This window comes from Bradyrhizobium stylosanthis (assembly GCF_001641335.1).
Taxonomy (GTDB): Bacteria; Pseudomonadota; Alphaproteobacteria; order Rhizobiales; family Xanthobacteraceae; genus Bradyrhizobium; species Bradyrhizobium stylosanthis.
Map to the genome: position 1 here is coordinate 704,909 of NZ_LVEM01000002.1, position 14,452 is coordinate 719,360.

Genomic DNA, 14,452 nt, shown 5'->3' on the forward strand with positions numbered 1-14,452 from the left:
CCTCACCCGGAATTTGCTGTCGCAAATTCCGACCTCTCCCCGCAAGCGGGGCGAGGTGAAGAGCCCGCGGACGGCTGGGAGACGAGCATGATCATCGAGCGCGAGCAGGACGTCACGACCGCGGCCCTGGCGGTGATGGAGCGGACGTCCGATCCGCGGCTGCGCCAGATCATGATCTCGCTGGTCAAGCACCTCCACGGCTTCGTGCGCGACGTGCGCCTGACCGAGAAGGAGTTTCGCGACGCCACCGCTGTGATCGCGGAACTCGGCAAGCTGACGACCGACACGCATAACGAGGTCGTGCTGATGGCGGGCTCGCTCGGTGTCTCCCCGCTGGTGTGCCTGCTCAACAATGGCGACAACGGCAATACCGAGACCGATCAGTCGCTGCTCGGACCGTTCTGGCGATTGAACTCGCCGCGGGTCGCGAATGGCGGATCGATCGTACGCTCGCAGACGCCGGGCGCGCCGCTGTTCGTCAGCGGCCGCGTCGTCGATAGGGACGGCCGTCCCGTCGCTGGTGCCGAGGTCGATGTCTGGCACGCCTCCCCGGTCGGTCTCTACGAGAACCAGGATCCCGAGCAGGCCGACATGAACCTGCGCGGCAAGTTCACCACCGACCAGGACGGACGCTTCGCCTTCCGCTCGGTGATGATGGTCGGCTATCCCATCCCGACCGATGGCGTGGTTGGGCGGCTACTCGAGGCGCAGAGCCGGCACCCCTACCGGCCCGCGCATCTGCATGCCCTGATCTTCAAGCCCGGATTCAAGACGCTGATCTCGCAGGTCTACGATCCCGGCGATCCCCACATCGACAGCGACGTGCAGTTCGGGGTAACGCAGGCGCTGATCGGCGAGTTCCAGCGGCACGATACGCCGCATCCGACCGCGCGCGATGTCACGGCTCCCTGGTATTCGCTGGATCACACCTACCGGCTCGAGGCTGGGGAAGCCGTGCTGCCGCGTCCGCCGATCAAATAGGGCGCGCATAGGCCCGCTGCCGGGCGCAGGAACGCCGCTAAACCCGCTTCCCCAAATTAGTTATGTCCTATAATGATTGGCGGAAATGTCGACCGGCCGGACTAAAACATGGCCGGGGAGGAGTTCGCCAATGACGTTCATCTATCCCACTGACAGCAACAAGGCGCATCCGCTGCCGCTGTCGCCCGAGTACAAGAGCTCGATCAAGCGTGCGCCGAACAAGCCCTTGATCCCGATGCGCCACACGCTCTCGGAATTGACCGGTCCGGTCTACGGCCACGAGACGGTGCGCGAAGGCGATGCCGACCTCACGACCATGCATGCCGGCGAGCCGATCGGCGAGCGCATCATCGTGCACGGCCATGTGCGCGACGAGGACGGCCGCGGCGTGCCGAACTCACTGGTCGAGATCTGGCAGGCCAATTCCTGCGGCCGCTACGTCCACGTCCGCGACCAGCATCCGGCGCCGCTCGATCCGAATTTCACCGGCGCGGGCCGCACCGTGAGCGATGCCTCCGGCTATTACCGCTTCGTCACCATCAAGCCCGGCGCCTATCCATGGGGCAACCATCACAACGCCTGGCGTCCGGCGCATATCCATCTGTCGGTGTTCGGCCATTCCTTCGTCACGCGCCTGGTGACGCAGATGTATTTCCCGAACGACCCGCTGTTTCCGTTCGATCCGATCTTCAACTCGGTGCCGGACGAGAAGGCGCGGGCGCGGATGGTCTCGTCGTTCGACCTCGAGAATACCCAGCCCGAATGGGCGCTGTGCTACCGCTTCGACATCGTGCTGCGCGGCAAGAACGCTACCCCCATGGAGAATCACTAGTGCAGGACAACGGTATCACCCCATCGCAGACCGTCGGTCCGTTCTTCAAATACGGTCTGACGCCGACCGGCGACTATGCCTGGAACGACGCGTTCACCAATTCGACGCTGACGCCCGATGTCACGGGCGATCGCATCCGTATCGAGGGCCGCGTGTTCGACGGCGACGGCGCCGTCGTGCCGGATTGCATGCTGGAGATCTGGCAGGCGGACGCACAGGGACGCTTCGCCGATCCGCAGGACAAGCGCGCGCTGCCGAATGCCAGCTTCCGCGGCTTTGCCCGTTGCGGCACCGACAAGGACGGCAATTATTCCTTCGACACCATCAAGCCGGGCGTGGTGCCCGACCCCGACGGCAAGCCGCAGGCGCCGCACATCGTCCTCGCCGTGTTCGGCCGCGGCATGCTGCGGCACCTCTACACCCGGATCTATTTCAGCGACGAGGCCGGCAACGCCGCCGACCCGGTGCTGTCGCTGGTGCCTGGTGAGCGTCGTGCCACGATCACCGCGGTGCGCGAGGCCGGCAAGCCGGTCTACCGGCTCGACCTGCGCCTCCAGGGCGACGACGAGACGGTGTTCTTCGACGTCTGAGACGATGCGTGGCGGCGACGCCGGGTCGTCGTCACGCGCTTCTCAATCAGCGCAACCGCAGCCGGGCTGCACAATTGAGCGTCAGTCTCGCTGACCCAAAACCGATTGACCGGCGTCTCTTTCCCGTAGTTATGCGGAGCTTTTCTTCGGCAACTTCCCCGCGAGGAAAGTCCGTATTTACCGTAGCAGTCTAGGCTCGGTGCGGATTTTGATTCGTGCCCGGATTGCTTCATGAAAATTCGCTTGTCGTTGTCTTCCGCGATCGTTGCGTTCGGGGTCGTGCTCGCCATTGGCTTCACCGCGGTCGTCTCCACCAGTCTCTATGCGCTCCGCGAGCTCAAGGTCGGCGGTCAGCTCTATTCCGACATCAAGCTCGGCAACGACCTCATCGCCGACATCCTGCCGCCGCCTGAATATGTCATCGAGGCCTATCTCGAAGCCACGCTCGCCATGCGCGAGCCGGATCAGCTGGCGGCCCATGGCGAGCGGCTGGTCCAGCTCCGCAAGGACTACGACGAGCGCAAGGCTTTCTGGGTCGGCTCCAGCCTGTCCGCCGACCTGAAGACGGCCCTGGTGTTGAAATCCGATGCCGAGGTGCAGAAATTCTGGAAGGCGTCCGACCAGCTCCTGCCGGCCCTCAAGGCCAAGGACACGGCCGCCGCCGAGCGCGCCTATGCGCAGCTCAAGGACGCCTACACCGCGCATCGCGCCGTGATCGACAGCATCGTCGAGAACGCCAACAAGCAGAATGCCGCCATGGAGAAGCTGGCCGCGGACCGCGACAGCTCGATCCTCTATATCCTGCTCGGCGTCTCCGCCGCGGTTCTCGCCTTCATCGCCGCCGGGCTGCTCGGCGTCGCTCTCGGCGTGGTGCGCCCGATCGTGCGCATGACCGGCACGATGCAGAAGCTCGCGACCGGGGATCTCGCCGCCGAGATTCCGTTCGCGCATCGGCAGGACGAGGTCGGCTCGATGGCCGGCGCCCTCGAGGTGTTCAAACGGGGGGCGATCGAGAATTCGCGGCTGCGCGAGGAGCAATTGCAGAACGAGGAGGACGCCGCACGCGCCAAGCGCTCCGCCCTGCACCAGATGGCCGAGACGGTCGAGCGCGAAACCGGCCGTTCGGTCGATACCGCGAGCGCCGCGAGCCAGGGCGTGGAACGGGTCGCCTCCAGCCTGTCCGAGATCGCCCGCTCGCTGTCCACGGAATCACAGGCGGTGGCTGCGGCCTCGACGCAGGCGCTGGGCAGCTCGCAGACCGTTTCGGCGGCCGCCGAGGAGCTGAGCGCCTCGATCCGGGAGATCGCGACCCAGGTCGCGCGCACTTCGACCGTTACCAAGTCGGCCGTTGCCGGCCGCGAGCAGGCACGTTCGACCATCCAGGCGCTGGCCGGATCGGTGAAGAAGATCGCCGAGGTGTCCGACCTCATCGGCGGCATTGCCGGCCAGACCAACCTTCTGGCGCTCAACGCCACGATCGAGGCGGCACGCGCCGGCGAGGCCGGCCGCGGCTTCGCCGTGGTCGCATCCGAGGTGAAATCGCTGTCCGACCAGACCGCCAAGTCCACCGAGGAAATCGCGCGCCTGATCGCCGAGATCCAGGCCTCGACGCAGGCCGCGGTGGATGCCGTGGAAACCATGGGAGGCCACATCGTCGAGATCGACGGCGTTGCGACCTCGGTTGCGGCCGCGATGGAAGAGCAGGACGCGGCGACGCGCGAGATCGCGCGATCGATCTCGGAATCGGCGTCCGCCGCAAAGGACGTGTCGGCCAAGATCGGCAATGTCAGCCGCGACGCCACGTCCGTGAACGAGCGCGCCGCGGAGGTCAAGCAGGCCATCGCGGGGATGGCGGCCAATCTCGAGCAGTTGCGGTCGGTCGTGGTCCGGACCGTGCGGGACTCGACCGCGGCCGCGTAGGTCCCGCATCAGGCCCGCTGCTGGTGCCCGGGGTCGTGATCGTGCAGTATGGCGCGGGACAGGGGCATCGTGAATTTCATGACACCTCCACAACTGCCTGAAGTCGTTGAGCCCGCCCGGTTGACGGCGGCGCTGCGCCGGGGCGGCGTGCTGGACGCCGGTGCGGTGCGCGAGGTGAAGGTGCTGGATGAGCGTGACACCCTCGTCTCACACATCGTCAGGCTCGGCCTGCGCTATGTCGGCGAATCCGCCGGCGCTCCGCAATCGCTGATCCTGAAGACGGCACATCAATCCTTCGCCAAGTCGCTGGCGCATAGCGGACGGCACGAAGTGGCCTTCTACACCCAGCTCGCGGCGGCGATGCCGCCCGGCCTGGTGCCGCGATGTTTCGACGGGCATTTCGACGAGGAGAGTCTTGTCTGGCATCTGCTGCTCGAAGATCTCACCGACAGCCACGAGATTGCGACGCAATGGCCGCTGCCCCCCTCGCGCGATCAGGCGATGGCGATCGTCACGACGCTCGCGCGCTGGCATGCGGCCTGGTGGGACCATCCCGATCTCGGCGAAACCGTCGGAAGCTGGACGAGTGCCGAGGATTCCGCAAAACTGGTGGAGACCTTCGCCGCCCATTACGATCGGTTTGCAGACCTTCTCGGCGATCGGCTCAGCGAGGAGCGGCGCATTCTCTACCGCCGCTTCATCGAGCAATCGGACCGGCTGTTGCAGCGCTATCACTCGCGCCGGCATCTCTCCATTACCCATGGCGACGCCCATATCTGGAATTTCATGCTGCCGCGCGCCGGCGTCAACGACAGCGTGCGCATCTTCGACTTCGACCACTGGCGCATCAACGTGCCGACCGGCGATCTCGCCTACATGATGGCGGTGCAGTGGTATCCCGAGCGCCGGCAGGCCCTCGAACGCCTCCTGCTCAACCGCTATCACGAGACGCTGATCGCGCATGGCGTCAGCGGCTATTCGCGCGGCACGCTCGACCAGGATTATCGCCGCTCGGTGCTCTGGCACATCACCAAGCCGGTCTGGCAGTGGAGCATCAACATCCCGCCGCTGATCTGGTGGAACAATCTGGAGCGGGTGATGATGGCCGTCGAGGATCTGGGGTGTGAGGAGTTGCTGTAGGGGGCTCTTGTCCCGGGCGCGGTGCAGCGCGTAGCGGTGCGCCGCAGAACCGGGACCCATCGTGCCGCGGATATAGGCCCCGGCTCAGCAGCGCATCACACCGGACGATGCTTCGCATCGCCGGGGGTGCTGCGCTGCGTCCGGGGCACGAGACCGACGCGCTACTCCATCACCGCATGTTCCGGCCCCGCGGCCTGCTTGCGCAGCGTCGCCTTGGTGGAGCCGATCATCAGCGCCAGCGGGATGGTGCAGAGGATGAAGAACATGATGACCTGATAGTCGTGCGCGAAGGCGATGATCTGCGCCTGCACGCTGACCATCCTGTCGGCCATGGCGCGGCCGGCATCGGTCGAGAGATTGATGAGGCCGCGCACGTCGGGCATCTGCAGGGCGTGGTTGAACGGGTTGATGTGCTCGGACAGGATCGCGTAGGTCTTGCGCGTACCCTGCGTCAGCTCGGCGATGACGATGGAGATGCCGACGGAGCTTGCGACGTTGCGCAGCAGCGTCAGCATCGAGGTGCCGTCGGTGCGCAGGTGATTGGGCAGCGTCAGGAACGACACCGTCGAGAGCGGCACGAAGACGAGGCCGAAGCCGAAACCCTGGATCACGCTGACGATGACGATCTCCGGCACCTGGGTCTGGTCGGTCCAGCCGGTCATCTGGAACAGCGAGGCCGCGGTCAGCGTCAGGCCGCAGATGATCAGCGTGCGCGCCTCGATGTAGCGCATGATGCGGCCGACCATCATCATCGCGAAGAAGGTGCCGAAGCCGCGGCTCGCGAGCAGGCCGCCGGCGGTCATGATGGGATAGCCGATGACGTTCTGCAGGTAAGGCGAGGCCAGCGCCATGGTCGAGTACAGCACGAGGCCCATCACCGTCATGAAGATGCAGCCGGTGAGGAAGTTGCGGTCCTTGAACAGCGCGAACTGGATGAAGGGGCGCGAGGTCGTGAACGAGTGGGCGAAGAAATAGTAGAAGGCGATGCCCGAGACGATGAACTCGGTGACGATCTCGACCGATTCGAACCAGTCGAGCTGCTCGCCGCGGTCGAGCGCGAGCTGGAGCGCGCCGATCCCGACCGCCAGCGCGGCAAAGCCGAACCAGTCGAATTTCAGACTGAGATTCTTGTCGGTCTCGTCCATGAAGACGGCGAGCCCGAGCACGGTGATCGCGCCGAACGGCAGGTTGACGAAGAACACCCAGTGCCAGGAATAGGTCTCGGTCAGCCATGCGCCGAGCGAGGGGCCCATGATCGGGCCCATCATCACGCCCATGCCCCAGATCGACATCGCCGTGGCGCGTTCCTGCAGCGTGTAATAGTCGAGCATCACCGCTTGCGACAGCGGCACCAGCGCGGCGCCGAACACGCCCTGCAGCAGGCGGAACAGCACCATCTGGTTGATGTCCTGCGCGAGGCCGCACAGCACCGAGGCGACCGTGAAGCCGGCCGAGCAGATGATGAAGATGCGCTTGCGGCCGAAGCGGTTGGCGATCCACCCCACCGGCGCCGTCATGATCGCGGCGGCGACGATGTAGGAGGTCAGCACCCAGTTGATCTGGTCCTGCGAGGCCGACAGCGAGCCCTGCATGTAGGGCAGAGCGACGTTGGCGATGGTGGTGTCCAACGCCTGCATGATGGTCGCGGTCATGGCGCAGATCGTCACCATGTTCCGGCGCAGGCCGGGGACCATCAGGCTGGCATTGGGGCCGGACATCGCGTCAGTCCTCGTCCTTGAACCTTACTCTTTGTCCTGGCCCGCAGTGGCCGACAGGCCGAGCAGGCTGGCGAGCGAGCGCTTGTGGCCGGTGTCGATGGTCGCATAGACGCTCATGCCGGCCTTCAGCTTGCGCACGTATTTGTCGGTCTCGTCGAAATAGATCCGGACGGGCACGCGCTGCACCACCTTGACGAAATTGCCGGTGGCGTTCTGCGGCGGCAGGATCGCGAACTGCGAGCCGGTGCCGGGCGAGAGCGAGCCGATCTTGCCCTTGAAGACGTGGTTCGGGAACGCGTCGACCTCGAGGGTAACAGGCTGACCTTCGGTGACATAGGTGAGGTCGCTCTCCTTCGGATTGGCGTCCACCCAGGGATGGGCGATGTCGACGATGGAGAACACGGCCATGCCGGCGGTGACGAAGCGCCCGAGCTGGATCTGCTCGACCTGCGTCGCGACGCCGTCCATCGGCGCGCGCAGCACGGTGTGATCGAGATTGCGCTGGGCGTCGTCGAGCTTTGCCTTGGCCTGCGCGTAAGGAGGAAACTGCTCGAGCGGCAAATTGGTATCGCCGAGCAATTGCGTCTTTGCGTTGGACAGCTGCTGCTTGACGAACTGGGTCTGCGCGCCGGCGGTCACCAGTGCGTTGGCGGCGTTGTCGAGATCGAGCTGGGAGCCGTAATTGTTCTTCACCAGCGCCTGCTTGCGCTCGACGTCGCGCTGCTTGAGGTCGACGCCCTGCTGGGCGAGGTTCAGCATGTCGCCATAGATCTTGATGTTGGCGATGAGGTTGTCGTAGGTCGTGCGCGCCTGGGCGAGCTGCGCCTTGGCCTCATCCACCGCATGGCGGAACGGAGCGGGGTCGATCTCGAACAGCTCGTCGCCCTGCTTGACGACCTGGCCTTCCTTCACGAGGACCTTCTGGATCTTGCCGGAGATGTCGGGCGTCACCAGCACCTTCTGCGCGCCGACATACGCGTCGTCGGTGCCGACATAGCGGCCGCCGTTCAGATAGAAGGTGAGGCCGCCGACGGCGACGATGACGGGCAGCACGACCATCAGCAGGAAACGGCGATGGCGGCGCAGGCCGGCCACGAAGCGGCGGCGCGGATCGGTGCCGGCCTTCTTGGTCGGCTTGCCGCTGTCGCTCTTCTGCTCGGGCGGGAACTTGAGAACCTGATCAGCCATAGCGCTGCTCCTTACGTGCTTGTTCCGCGCCCGATGTCTGGATCGCGCCGCGCACGTTTTCCTTGATTGCTTCGAGTTGAGTGAGGAGACGGTGGGCGTCCGCCGGACTGATGCCGTCGAGCGCGTTGGCCGTGAGCTCCGACTTCAGGCCGCTCATGCGGCCGAGCAGCTGCCGCCCCGCCTTCTTGAGATAGAGCCGCTTGACGCGGCGGTCGGACGCGTCGTTGCGGCGCTCGATCCAGTCATTGTCGCAGAGCTTGTCGATCAGGCGCGTCAGCGTGATCGGCTGCACTTCGAGCAGCTCGGCGAGTTCCGACTGCTTCATGCCCTCGCTGCGCTCCACCTTGGCCAGCACCGCCCATTGCGCGCGGGTGATGCCGAAGCGCGAGGCCTCCTTGTCGGCATAGACCCGCAGCAGGCGGTAGAGCTCGCCGAGCGTGAACAGGAAATTGTGGTCGACCGACCCGCGGGTCATGAGCTTCGTCTCCAATAAGCTTGGGATATAATAAGCAAGCTTATGATTATTTCACACCGGGTTATTGCGGTGCTGTCCCGCGGCATGAGCATGGCTGGCAGCCGCGCGGCCGGTCGCGCTTTGGGTTCCCCCGACGAAATGCTAGAAAGCGGGCCACATGACCCTCGCAAAGCCGGCCTTTCCCGCGCCTGACCATGATCACGGCCGCTGTACTGCGGACGCGCTGGCGCATGCGGAAGCGGTTTGCGAGCAGCGCGCGCAGAAATTCACGCCGATCCGCCGCCAGGTGCTGGGGGCCTTGCTCTCCAGCCACCGCCCGCTCGGGGCCTATGAGGTGATCGACGAGCTGGCAAAATCGATGGCGCGGCCGGCGCCGATCACGGTCTATCGTGCCCTCGATTTCCTGATGGCCAACGGCCTCGTGCACCGCATCGAAAGCCGCAACGCCTATCTCGCTTGTGCCGCCCATGACCACGACGCCACCTCGGCGGTGGCGTTCCTGATCTGCGAGCGCTGTGGCCTCGTCGGCGAGATCCCGTCGGGGTCCTTTGCCAGCAATCTCAATGCCGCCGCGCGCAGCTCAGGCTTCGCGCCCAAACTGTCCGTGGTGGAGATCACGGGCGTCTGCACCCATTGTCAGAAAAAATCTTGAAGCAACAACGGCGCAAAGCCGGATCCCAGGAAGAAATGTCCGCACCTCAAGCCATTACCTCCGCCAGCCGTCCTCTCAGCGCCGGCGCCGTCGCCCTGATGCTCATGCTGTGCCTGACCTGGGGATTCAACCAGATCGCGGTGAAGCTGGTGCTGCCGGACATCCCGCCGATGCTGCAGGCGATGATCCGCTCGATGGGCGCGCTGCCGGTGCTGTTCATCATCGGCACCCTGCGCGGCGTGAAATTCTTCGAGCGTGACGGCACCTGGAAGGCGGGCCTGATCGCCGGGCTGATGTTCGGCATCGAGTTCGTGCTGATCTTCCAGGGCCTGCGCCTCACCTCCGCCTCACGCGCCGTGGTGTTCCTCTACACCGCGCCGTTCTTCGTCGCGCTCGGCTCCTATCAAGTGCTCGGCGAGCGGCTCGGCGCCTCGCAATGGCTGGGTCTCGCCGTCAGCTTCGCCGGTGTCGCGCTCGCGATCGGCGTGCCGCAGCCCAATGTCGATTCGCATGTGCTGCTCGGCGATCTCCTGATCGTCGGCGGCGCCGGCCTGTGGGCGGCCACCACGCTGGTCGCCAAGGGCACGCGGCTGCGCTTCGCCGCGCCGGAGAAGGCGCTGGGCTATCAGGTCGCGACCTCGATCCCGATCCTGGGGCTGGCGGCCTGGCTGTTCGGCGAAACCATCACCCACACCCCGGCGCCGCTCTCGATCGGCCTGATGGCGTTCCAGGCGATCTGGGTGGTTGGAACCACGTTCACGCTTTGGTTCGCGCTGGTGAAGGCCTATTCGGCCAGCAAATTGTCGGCTTTTACCTTCATCACCCCTTTGTTTGGCGTGGTGGGTAGCTATTTCATCATGCACGACACGTTGAGCCTGACATTCGGGGCCGCCGCGGTCCTTGTAATTGCTGGGCTTTTTCTGGTTAACCGTCCCAGCCAAACGGCTGCGGCGCCGCGCGATGCATTGCTGAACGTCACCAAAACCTGATATTTGGACGCCATGAACAAGCTCGAAAACCCTCTCGATTCAGACATCGCGGGCCCCGCGCCCCGGCATCGGACCACCCAGGTCAAGGTCGGCGACGTCGCCGTCGGCGGCGGTGCGCCGATCGTCGTGCAGTCGATGACCAACACCGACACCGCCGACATCGACGGCACCATTGCCCAGGTCGCAGCGCTCTCGCGCGCCGGTTCCGAAATGGTCCGCATCACCGTGGACCGCGAGGAAGCCGCGGCCGCCGTCCCGCATATCCGCGACGGCCTCGCCAAGCGCGGCATCACCACGCCGCTGATCGGCGACTTCCACTATATCGGTCACAAGCTGCTCGCGGCCTATCCTGCCTGCGCCGAGGCGCTGGCCAAGTACCGCATCAATCCCGGCAATGTCGGCTTCAAGGACAAGCGCGACACCCAGTTCGCCGACATCATCGAGATCGCGAACAAGAACGGCAAGCCGGTCCGCATCGGCGCCAATTGGGGCTCGCTCGACCAGGAGCTGCTGACCAAGCTGATGGACGAGAACGCCGCTTCGCCGAATCCGCGCGACGTCCGCGCGGTGACGCGCGAGGCCATGGTGCAGTCCGCGCTGCTCTCGGCCGCACGTGCCGAAGAGCTTGGCATGCCCAAGGACCGCATCATCCTCTCCGCCAAGGTCTCGGCCGTGCAGGACCTCATCGCGGTCTATCAGGATCTCGCCAGCCGTTCCGATTACGCCATCCATCTCGGCCTCACCGAAGCCGGCATGGGCTCGAAGGGCATCGTGGCGTCGTCCGCGGCGCTCGGCATCCTGCTGCAGCAGGGCATCGGCGACACCATCCGCATCTCGCTGACGCCGGAGCCCGGCGGTGACCGCACCCGCGAGGTGCAGGTCGGCCAGGAGCTGCTGCAGACCATGGGCTTCCGCACCTTCGTGCCGCTGGTTGCGGCCTGTCCCGGCTGCGGCCGCACCACCTCGACCACGTTCCAGGAGCTCGCGCGCTCGATCCAGGATTTCATCCGCGACGAGATGCCGGCTTGGAAGACCAAATATCCCGGCGTCGAAGAGCTCAACGTCGCGGTCATGGGCTGCATCGTCAACGGCCCCGGCGAATCCAAGCACGCCAATATCGGCATCTCGCTGCCGGGCACCGGCGAGGCGCCGGCCGCGCCGGTGTTCGTCGACGGCAAGAAGTTCCGCACGCTGCGCGGCCCGACCATCTCGGCCGACTTCAAGGCGCTGGTGATCGACTACATCGACCAGCGCTACGGCCAGGGCGCCAAGGTGCCGGCGCCCGCGGCGGAGTGATTTCACTCCGCTCGCGCCCCACACTCCGTCGTCGTCCCGGCGAAAGCCGGGACCCATAACCACAGGGCGTGGTTATTTCGCGGGATGGTGGTTACGAATCTTCGCCAAACTGAATCTTGTGGCTATGGGTCCCGGCCTTCGCCGGGACGACACCGATGTTTGCGGCGCAGATTGCGTATCTGTCGCCGTGCGCTACGATGCCTCCCAATCAACAATGATCGGGAGACACGCCAATGAGCTCACTCGCCGGCAAGCAGGGTCCGCGCTATCGCCACACGACTGACGACGGCGCGCCTTACGAGACCATCGCGGTCGAAAAGCTCACTCCCATCATCGGGGCGGAAATCTCCGGCGTCGATCTCGGCGCGCTCGTCGACGGCGATGCCCGCTCCAACCGGCAGATGGACGAGATCCATCGCGCGCTCGCCGAAAACCTCGTCATCTTCTTCCGCGACCAGAGCATCACGCCAAAGCAGCATCTCGCCTTCGGCCGCAAGTTCGGCGAATTGCATTTCCACCCCGCAGCGCCGCACGAGGATGAAGACCCGGCCTTGATGAAGATCTACGCCGACAAGAACTCGCCGCGCGCCAATGGCGAGGGCTGGCACTCCGACGTCTCCTGCGACCTCGAGCCGCCGATGGGTTCGATCCTCTACATCAAGCAGTGCCCGCCGCGCGGCGGCGACACGCTGTTCGCCAACATGTATGCCGCCTATGAGGCACTGTCGGACCGCATGAAGGCCTATCTCGACGGGCTCACCGCGCTGCATGACGGCGAGCCGATCTATCGCGGCCTCTATGCGAATTACGGCGTCGCCGATCGTCCGTCCTATCCGAATGCCGAGCATCCTGTCGTCCGTACGCATCCGGTCACGGGCAAGAAGGCGCTCTACGTCAATCGCGGCTTCACCCGCCATATCAACGGCATCCCCCGCGACGAGAGCGACGCGATGCTCGCCTATCTCTACCAGCACGCCGAAAACCCGCTGTTCCAGTGCCGCTTCCGCTGGACCGAAAACGCCATCGCTTTCTGGGACAACCGCTGCACCCAGCACCGCGCGATGTGGGACTACTGGCCGCACACGCGCTCCGGCACGCGCGTGACGGTGAAGGGGGAGCGGCCGGTTTAGTTTGCTCGTGCCCCGGACGCAGCCCAGCGCTTCTTCGGCGGCGCGCTGCAGAGCCGGGGCCCATGCTTGCGGCAAACTGGGGCCCGGCTCTGCGCCGCGTCATTTCATGCCGCGCCGCGTCCGGCACACGAGAGTCGTTCTTGCGTTGACGCTTTCCCGTTCTCGCGCCAATCTTCCCGAAAATAGCGTCGGGAGGATTCTCCATGCTCCGCGCCGAGGACAACAAATTCCTGACCGAGTCCGGCTCCGGAACGGGCATGGGCGAATTGCTGCGGCGGTTCTGGATTCCCGTCCTGCTGTCTAAAGAACTCCCCGAGTCCGACGGCGAGCCCAAGAAGATCGTCGTGCTCGGGGAAGAGCTGCTGGCCTTTCGCGATTCGCGCGGCGTGGTCGGGGTCATCGATCAATACTGCCCGCATCGCGGCGCCAATCTCTGGCTCGGGCGCAACGAAGAGTGCGGCATCCGCTGCGTCTATCACGGCTGGAAGTTCGACACCGACGGCCGCTGCGTCGACATGCCGACCTCCTATCCCGATCTCAACGCCAAGGATCTCATCCGCATCAAATCCTATCCGGTGCGCGAATGGGGCGAGATGATCTGGGCCTATATGGGTCCGGCGGACGCCATGCCCGAACTGCCCGACCTCGAAATGGCGCTGCTGCCGGCTTCGCATCGCTACGTCAGCAAGAAGTGGCAGGACTGCAACTGGGTGCAGGCGCTGGAAGGTTCGATCGACACCGCGCATTTCACCTTCGCCCATCTCTCCTTCGACAAGGAGGAGAACGAGATCCTCGACATCAAGAAGCATTTCGTGAATCCGATCGCGCGGATGTCGAGCGATCACATGCGCTGGATCGCGGAGGACCCGCGTCCGGTGATCAAGGTCAATTCGCACGAGGCGGGGCTGACGATTGCCGGCGGCCGGCTCACCGGAAGCGACAACATCTACTGGCGCATCGCGCAGTTCCTGATGCCGTTCCACGCCTATGCACCGAGCGCGATGCCGGGCGAAAACATCTTTGGCCAGACCTTCGTGCCCGTCACCGACACCAATTGCTGGATCTACACTTATGTCTGGAATCCGGAGCGGCCGCTGACGCAAGGCGAGCGCGATGCCTACGATCGCGGCAACGGCGTGATCGCGGAGGTAGACGACAATTACGTACCGCTGCGCCACAAGGGTAACGACTATCTGATCGACCGCAAGCTGCAGAAGACCCGCAGCTACACCGGGATCAAGGGCGTCTCCGAGCAGGACGCCGCCGTGCAGGACAGCCAGGGTCCGATCGCCGACCGCACCCGCGAGCATCTCGGCCCGACCGATCTCGGCATCATGCATTTCCGCAAAGTCGTGATGGAGCTGGCGCGTGCGCTTCAGCAGGGCGAGCCGCCGCCGCAGGCCGCGCATCAGGACCGCTGTGCGGTGCGCTCCGGCGCCTGCGTCACCAGCAAGACCAAGGACCTGCCGGCCGTGATGCTGGAGCGTTTCGGCGACGTCGCCGGCTTCGTCGGCCGTCCGAGGATCGCGGCGGCGGAGTAG

Annotated in this window: 13 protein-coding genes; 10 read left to right on the forward strand and 3 right to left on the reverse strand. The window is 65.2% G+C overall.

The genetic code is table 11. From position 1 onward, the window contains the following. The first annotated feature begins 87 nt into the window (after positions 1–87). The 5 genes from A7X65_RS15290 (at position 88) to A7X65_RS15310 (ending at position 5,463) form a co-directional block, all read left to right on the forward strand. Positions 88–981, forward strand: coding sequence for a dioxygenase family protein (locus tag A7X65_RS15290; RefSeq protein ID WP_063686115.1), 894 nt, complete (start codon positions 88–90; stop codon positions 979–981). 130 nt (positions 982–1,111) lie between these two features. Then, complete coding sequence (gene pcaH, locus A7X65_RS15295) at positions 1,112–1,813, forward strand: protocatechuate 3,4-dioxygenase subunit beta (RefSeq protein ID WP_063686117.1); 702 nt, start codon at positions 1,112–1,114, stop codon at positions 1,811–1,813. Then, the gene (gene pcaG / locus A7X65_RS15300) at positions 1,813–2,403 is read left to right on the forward strand and encodes a protocatechuate 3,4-dioxygenase subunit alpha (protein ID WP_063686119.1); all 591 of its coding nucleotides are present in this window, start codon (positions 1,813–1,815) and stop codon (positions 2,401–2,403) included. Before pcaH ends, pcaG begins: the two co-directional genes overlap by 1 nt. A gap of 231 nt (positions 2,404–2,634) precedes the next feature. Further along, the gene (locus A7X65_RS15305) at positions 2,635–4,323 is read left to right on the forward strand and encodes a methyl-accepting chemotaxis protein (protein ID WP_063686121.1); all 1,689 of its coding nucleotides are present in this window, start codon (positions 2,635–2,637) and stop codon (positions 4,321–4,323) included. Positions 4,324–4,371: 48 nt separating this feature from the next. After that, positions 4,372–5,463, forward strand: a complete 1,092-nt coding sequence (locus A7X65_RS15310) for a phosphotransferase (RefSeq protein WP_063686123.1) — start codon at positions 4,372–4,374, stop codon at positions 5,461–5,463. Positions 5,464–5,624: 161 nt separating this feature from the next. On the opposite strand, the gene A7X65_RS15315 is transcribed toward A7X65_RS15310, so the two are convergent. From A7X65_RS15315 to A7X65_RS15325, 3 genes are read right to left on the reverse strand one after another with little or no spacing between them, the layout of a single operon-like run. Continuing rightward, positions 5,625–7,181 carry an MDR family MFS transporter gene (locus A7X65_RS15315; RefSeq protein WP_063686125.1) on the reverse strand — a complete coding sequence of 519 codons (1,557 nt, stop codon included), beginning with the start codon at positions 7,179–7,181 and terminating at the stop codon, positions 5,625–5,627. Between the two features lie 24 nt (positions 7,182–7,205). Next, entirely contained in the window at positions 7,206–8,369 is a 1,164-nt protein-coding gene (locus tag A7X65_RS15320) for an HlyD family secretion protein (RefSeq protein ID WP_063686127.1), read from the reverse strand. After that, the gene (locus A7X65_RS15325; protein ID WP_063687711.1) at positions 8,362–8,844 is read right to left on the reverse strand and encodes a MarR family winged helix-turn-helix transcriptional regulator; all 483 of its coding nucleotides are present in this window, start codon (positions 8,842–8,844) and stop codon (positions 8,362–8,364) included. The genes A7X65_RS15320 and A7X65_RS15325 overlap by 8 nt, the downstream gene beginning before the upstream one ends. Before the next feature lie 157 nt (positions 8,845–9,001). On the opposite strand from A7X65_RS15325, the gene A7X65_RS15330 reads away from it, so the two are divergent. From A7X65_RS15330 to A7X65_RS15350, 5 genes are all read left to right on the forward strand, one after another. Beyond that, complete coding sequence (locus A7X65_RS15330; protein WP_063686129.1) at positions 9,002–9,496, forward strand: Fur family transcriptional regulator; 495 nt, start codon at positions 9,002–9,004, stop codon at positions 9,494–9,496. A gap of 35 nt (positions 9,497–9,531) precedes the next feature. After that, entirely contained in the window at positions 9,532–10,485 is a 954-nt protein-coding gene (locus A7X65_RS15335) for a DMT family transporter (RefSeq protein WP_063686131.1), read from the forward strand. 12 nt (positions 10,486–10,497) lie between these two features. Then, complete coding sequence (ispG, locus tag A7X65_RS15340; protein WP_063686133.1) at positions 10,498–11,781, forward strand: flavodoxin-dependent (E)-4-hydroxy-3-methylbut-2-enyl-diphosphate synthase; 1,284 nt, start codon at positions 10,498–10,500, stop codon at positions 11,779–11,781. 233 nt (positions 11,782–12,014) lie between these two features. Further along, positions 12,015–12,911: a TauD/TfdA dioxygenase family protein gene (locus A7X65_RS15345; RefSeq protein WP_063686135.1), complete on the forward strand. Its 897-nt coding sequence runs from the start codon at positions 12,015–12,017 to the stop codon at positions 12,909–12,911. Between the two features lie 203 nt (positions 12,912–13,114). Beyond that, entirely contained in the window at positions 13,115–14,452 is a 1,338-nt protein-coding gene (locus A7X65_RS15350) for a Rieske 2Fe-2S domain-containing protein (RefSeq protein ID WP_063686137.1), read from the forward strand.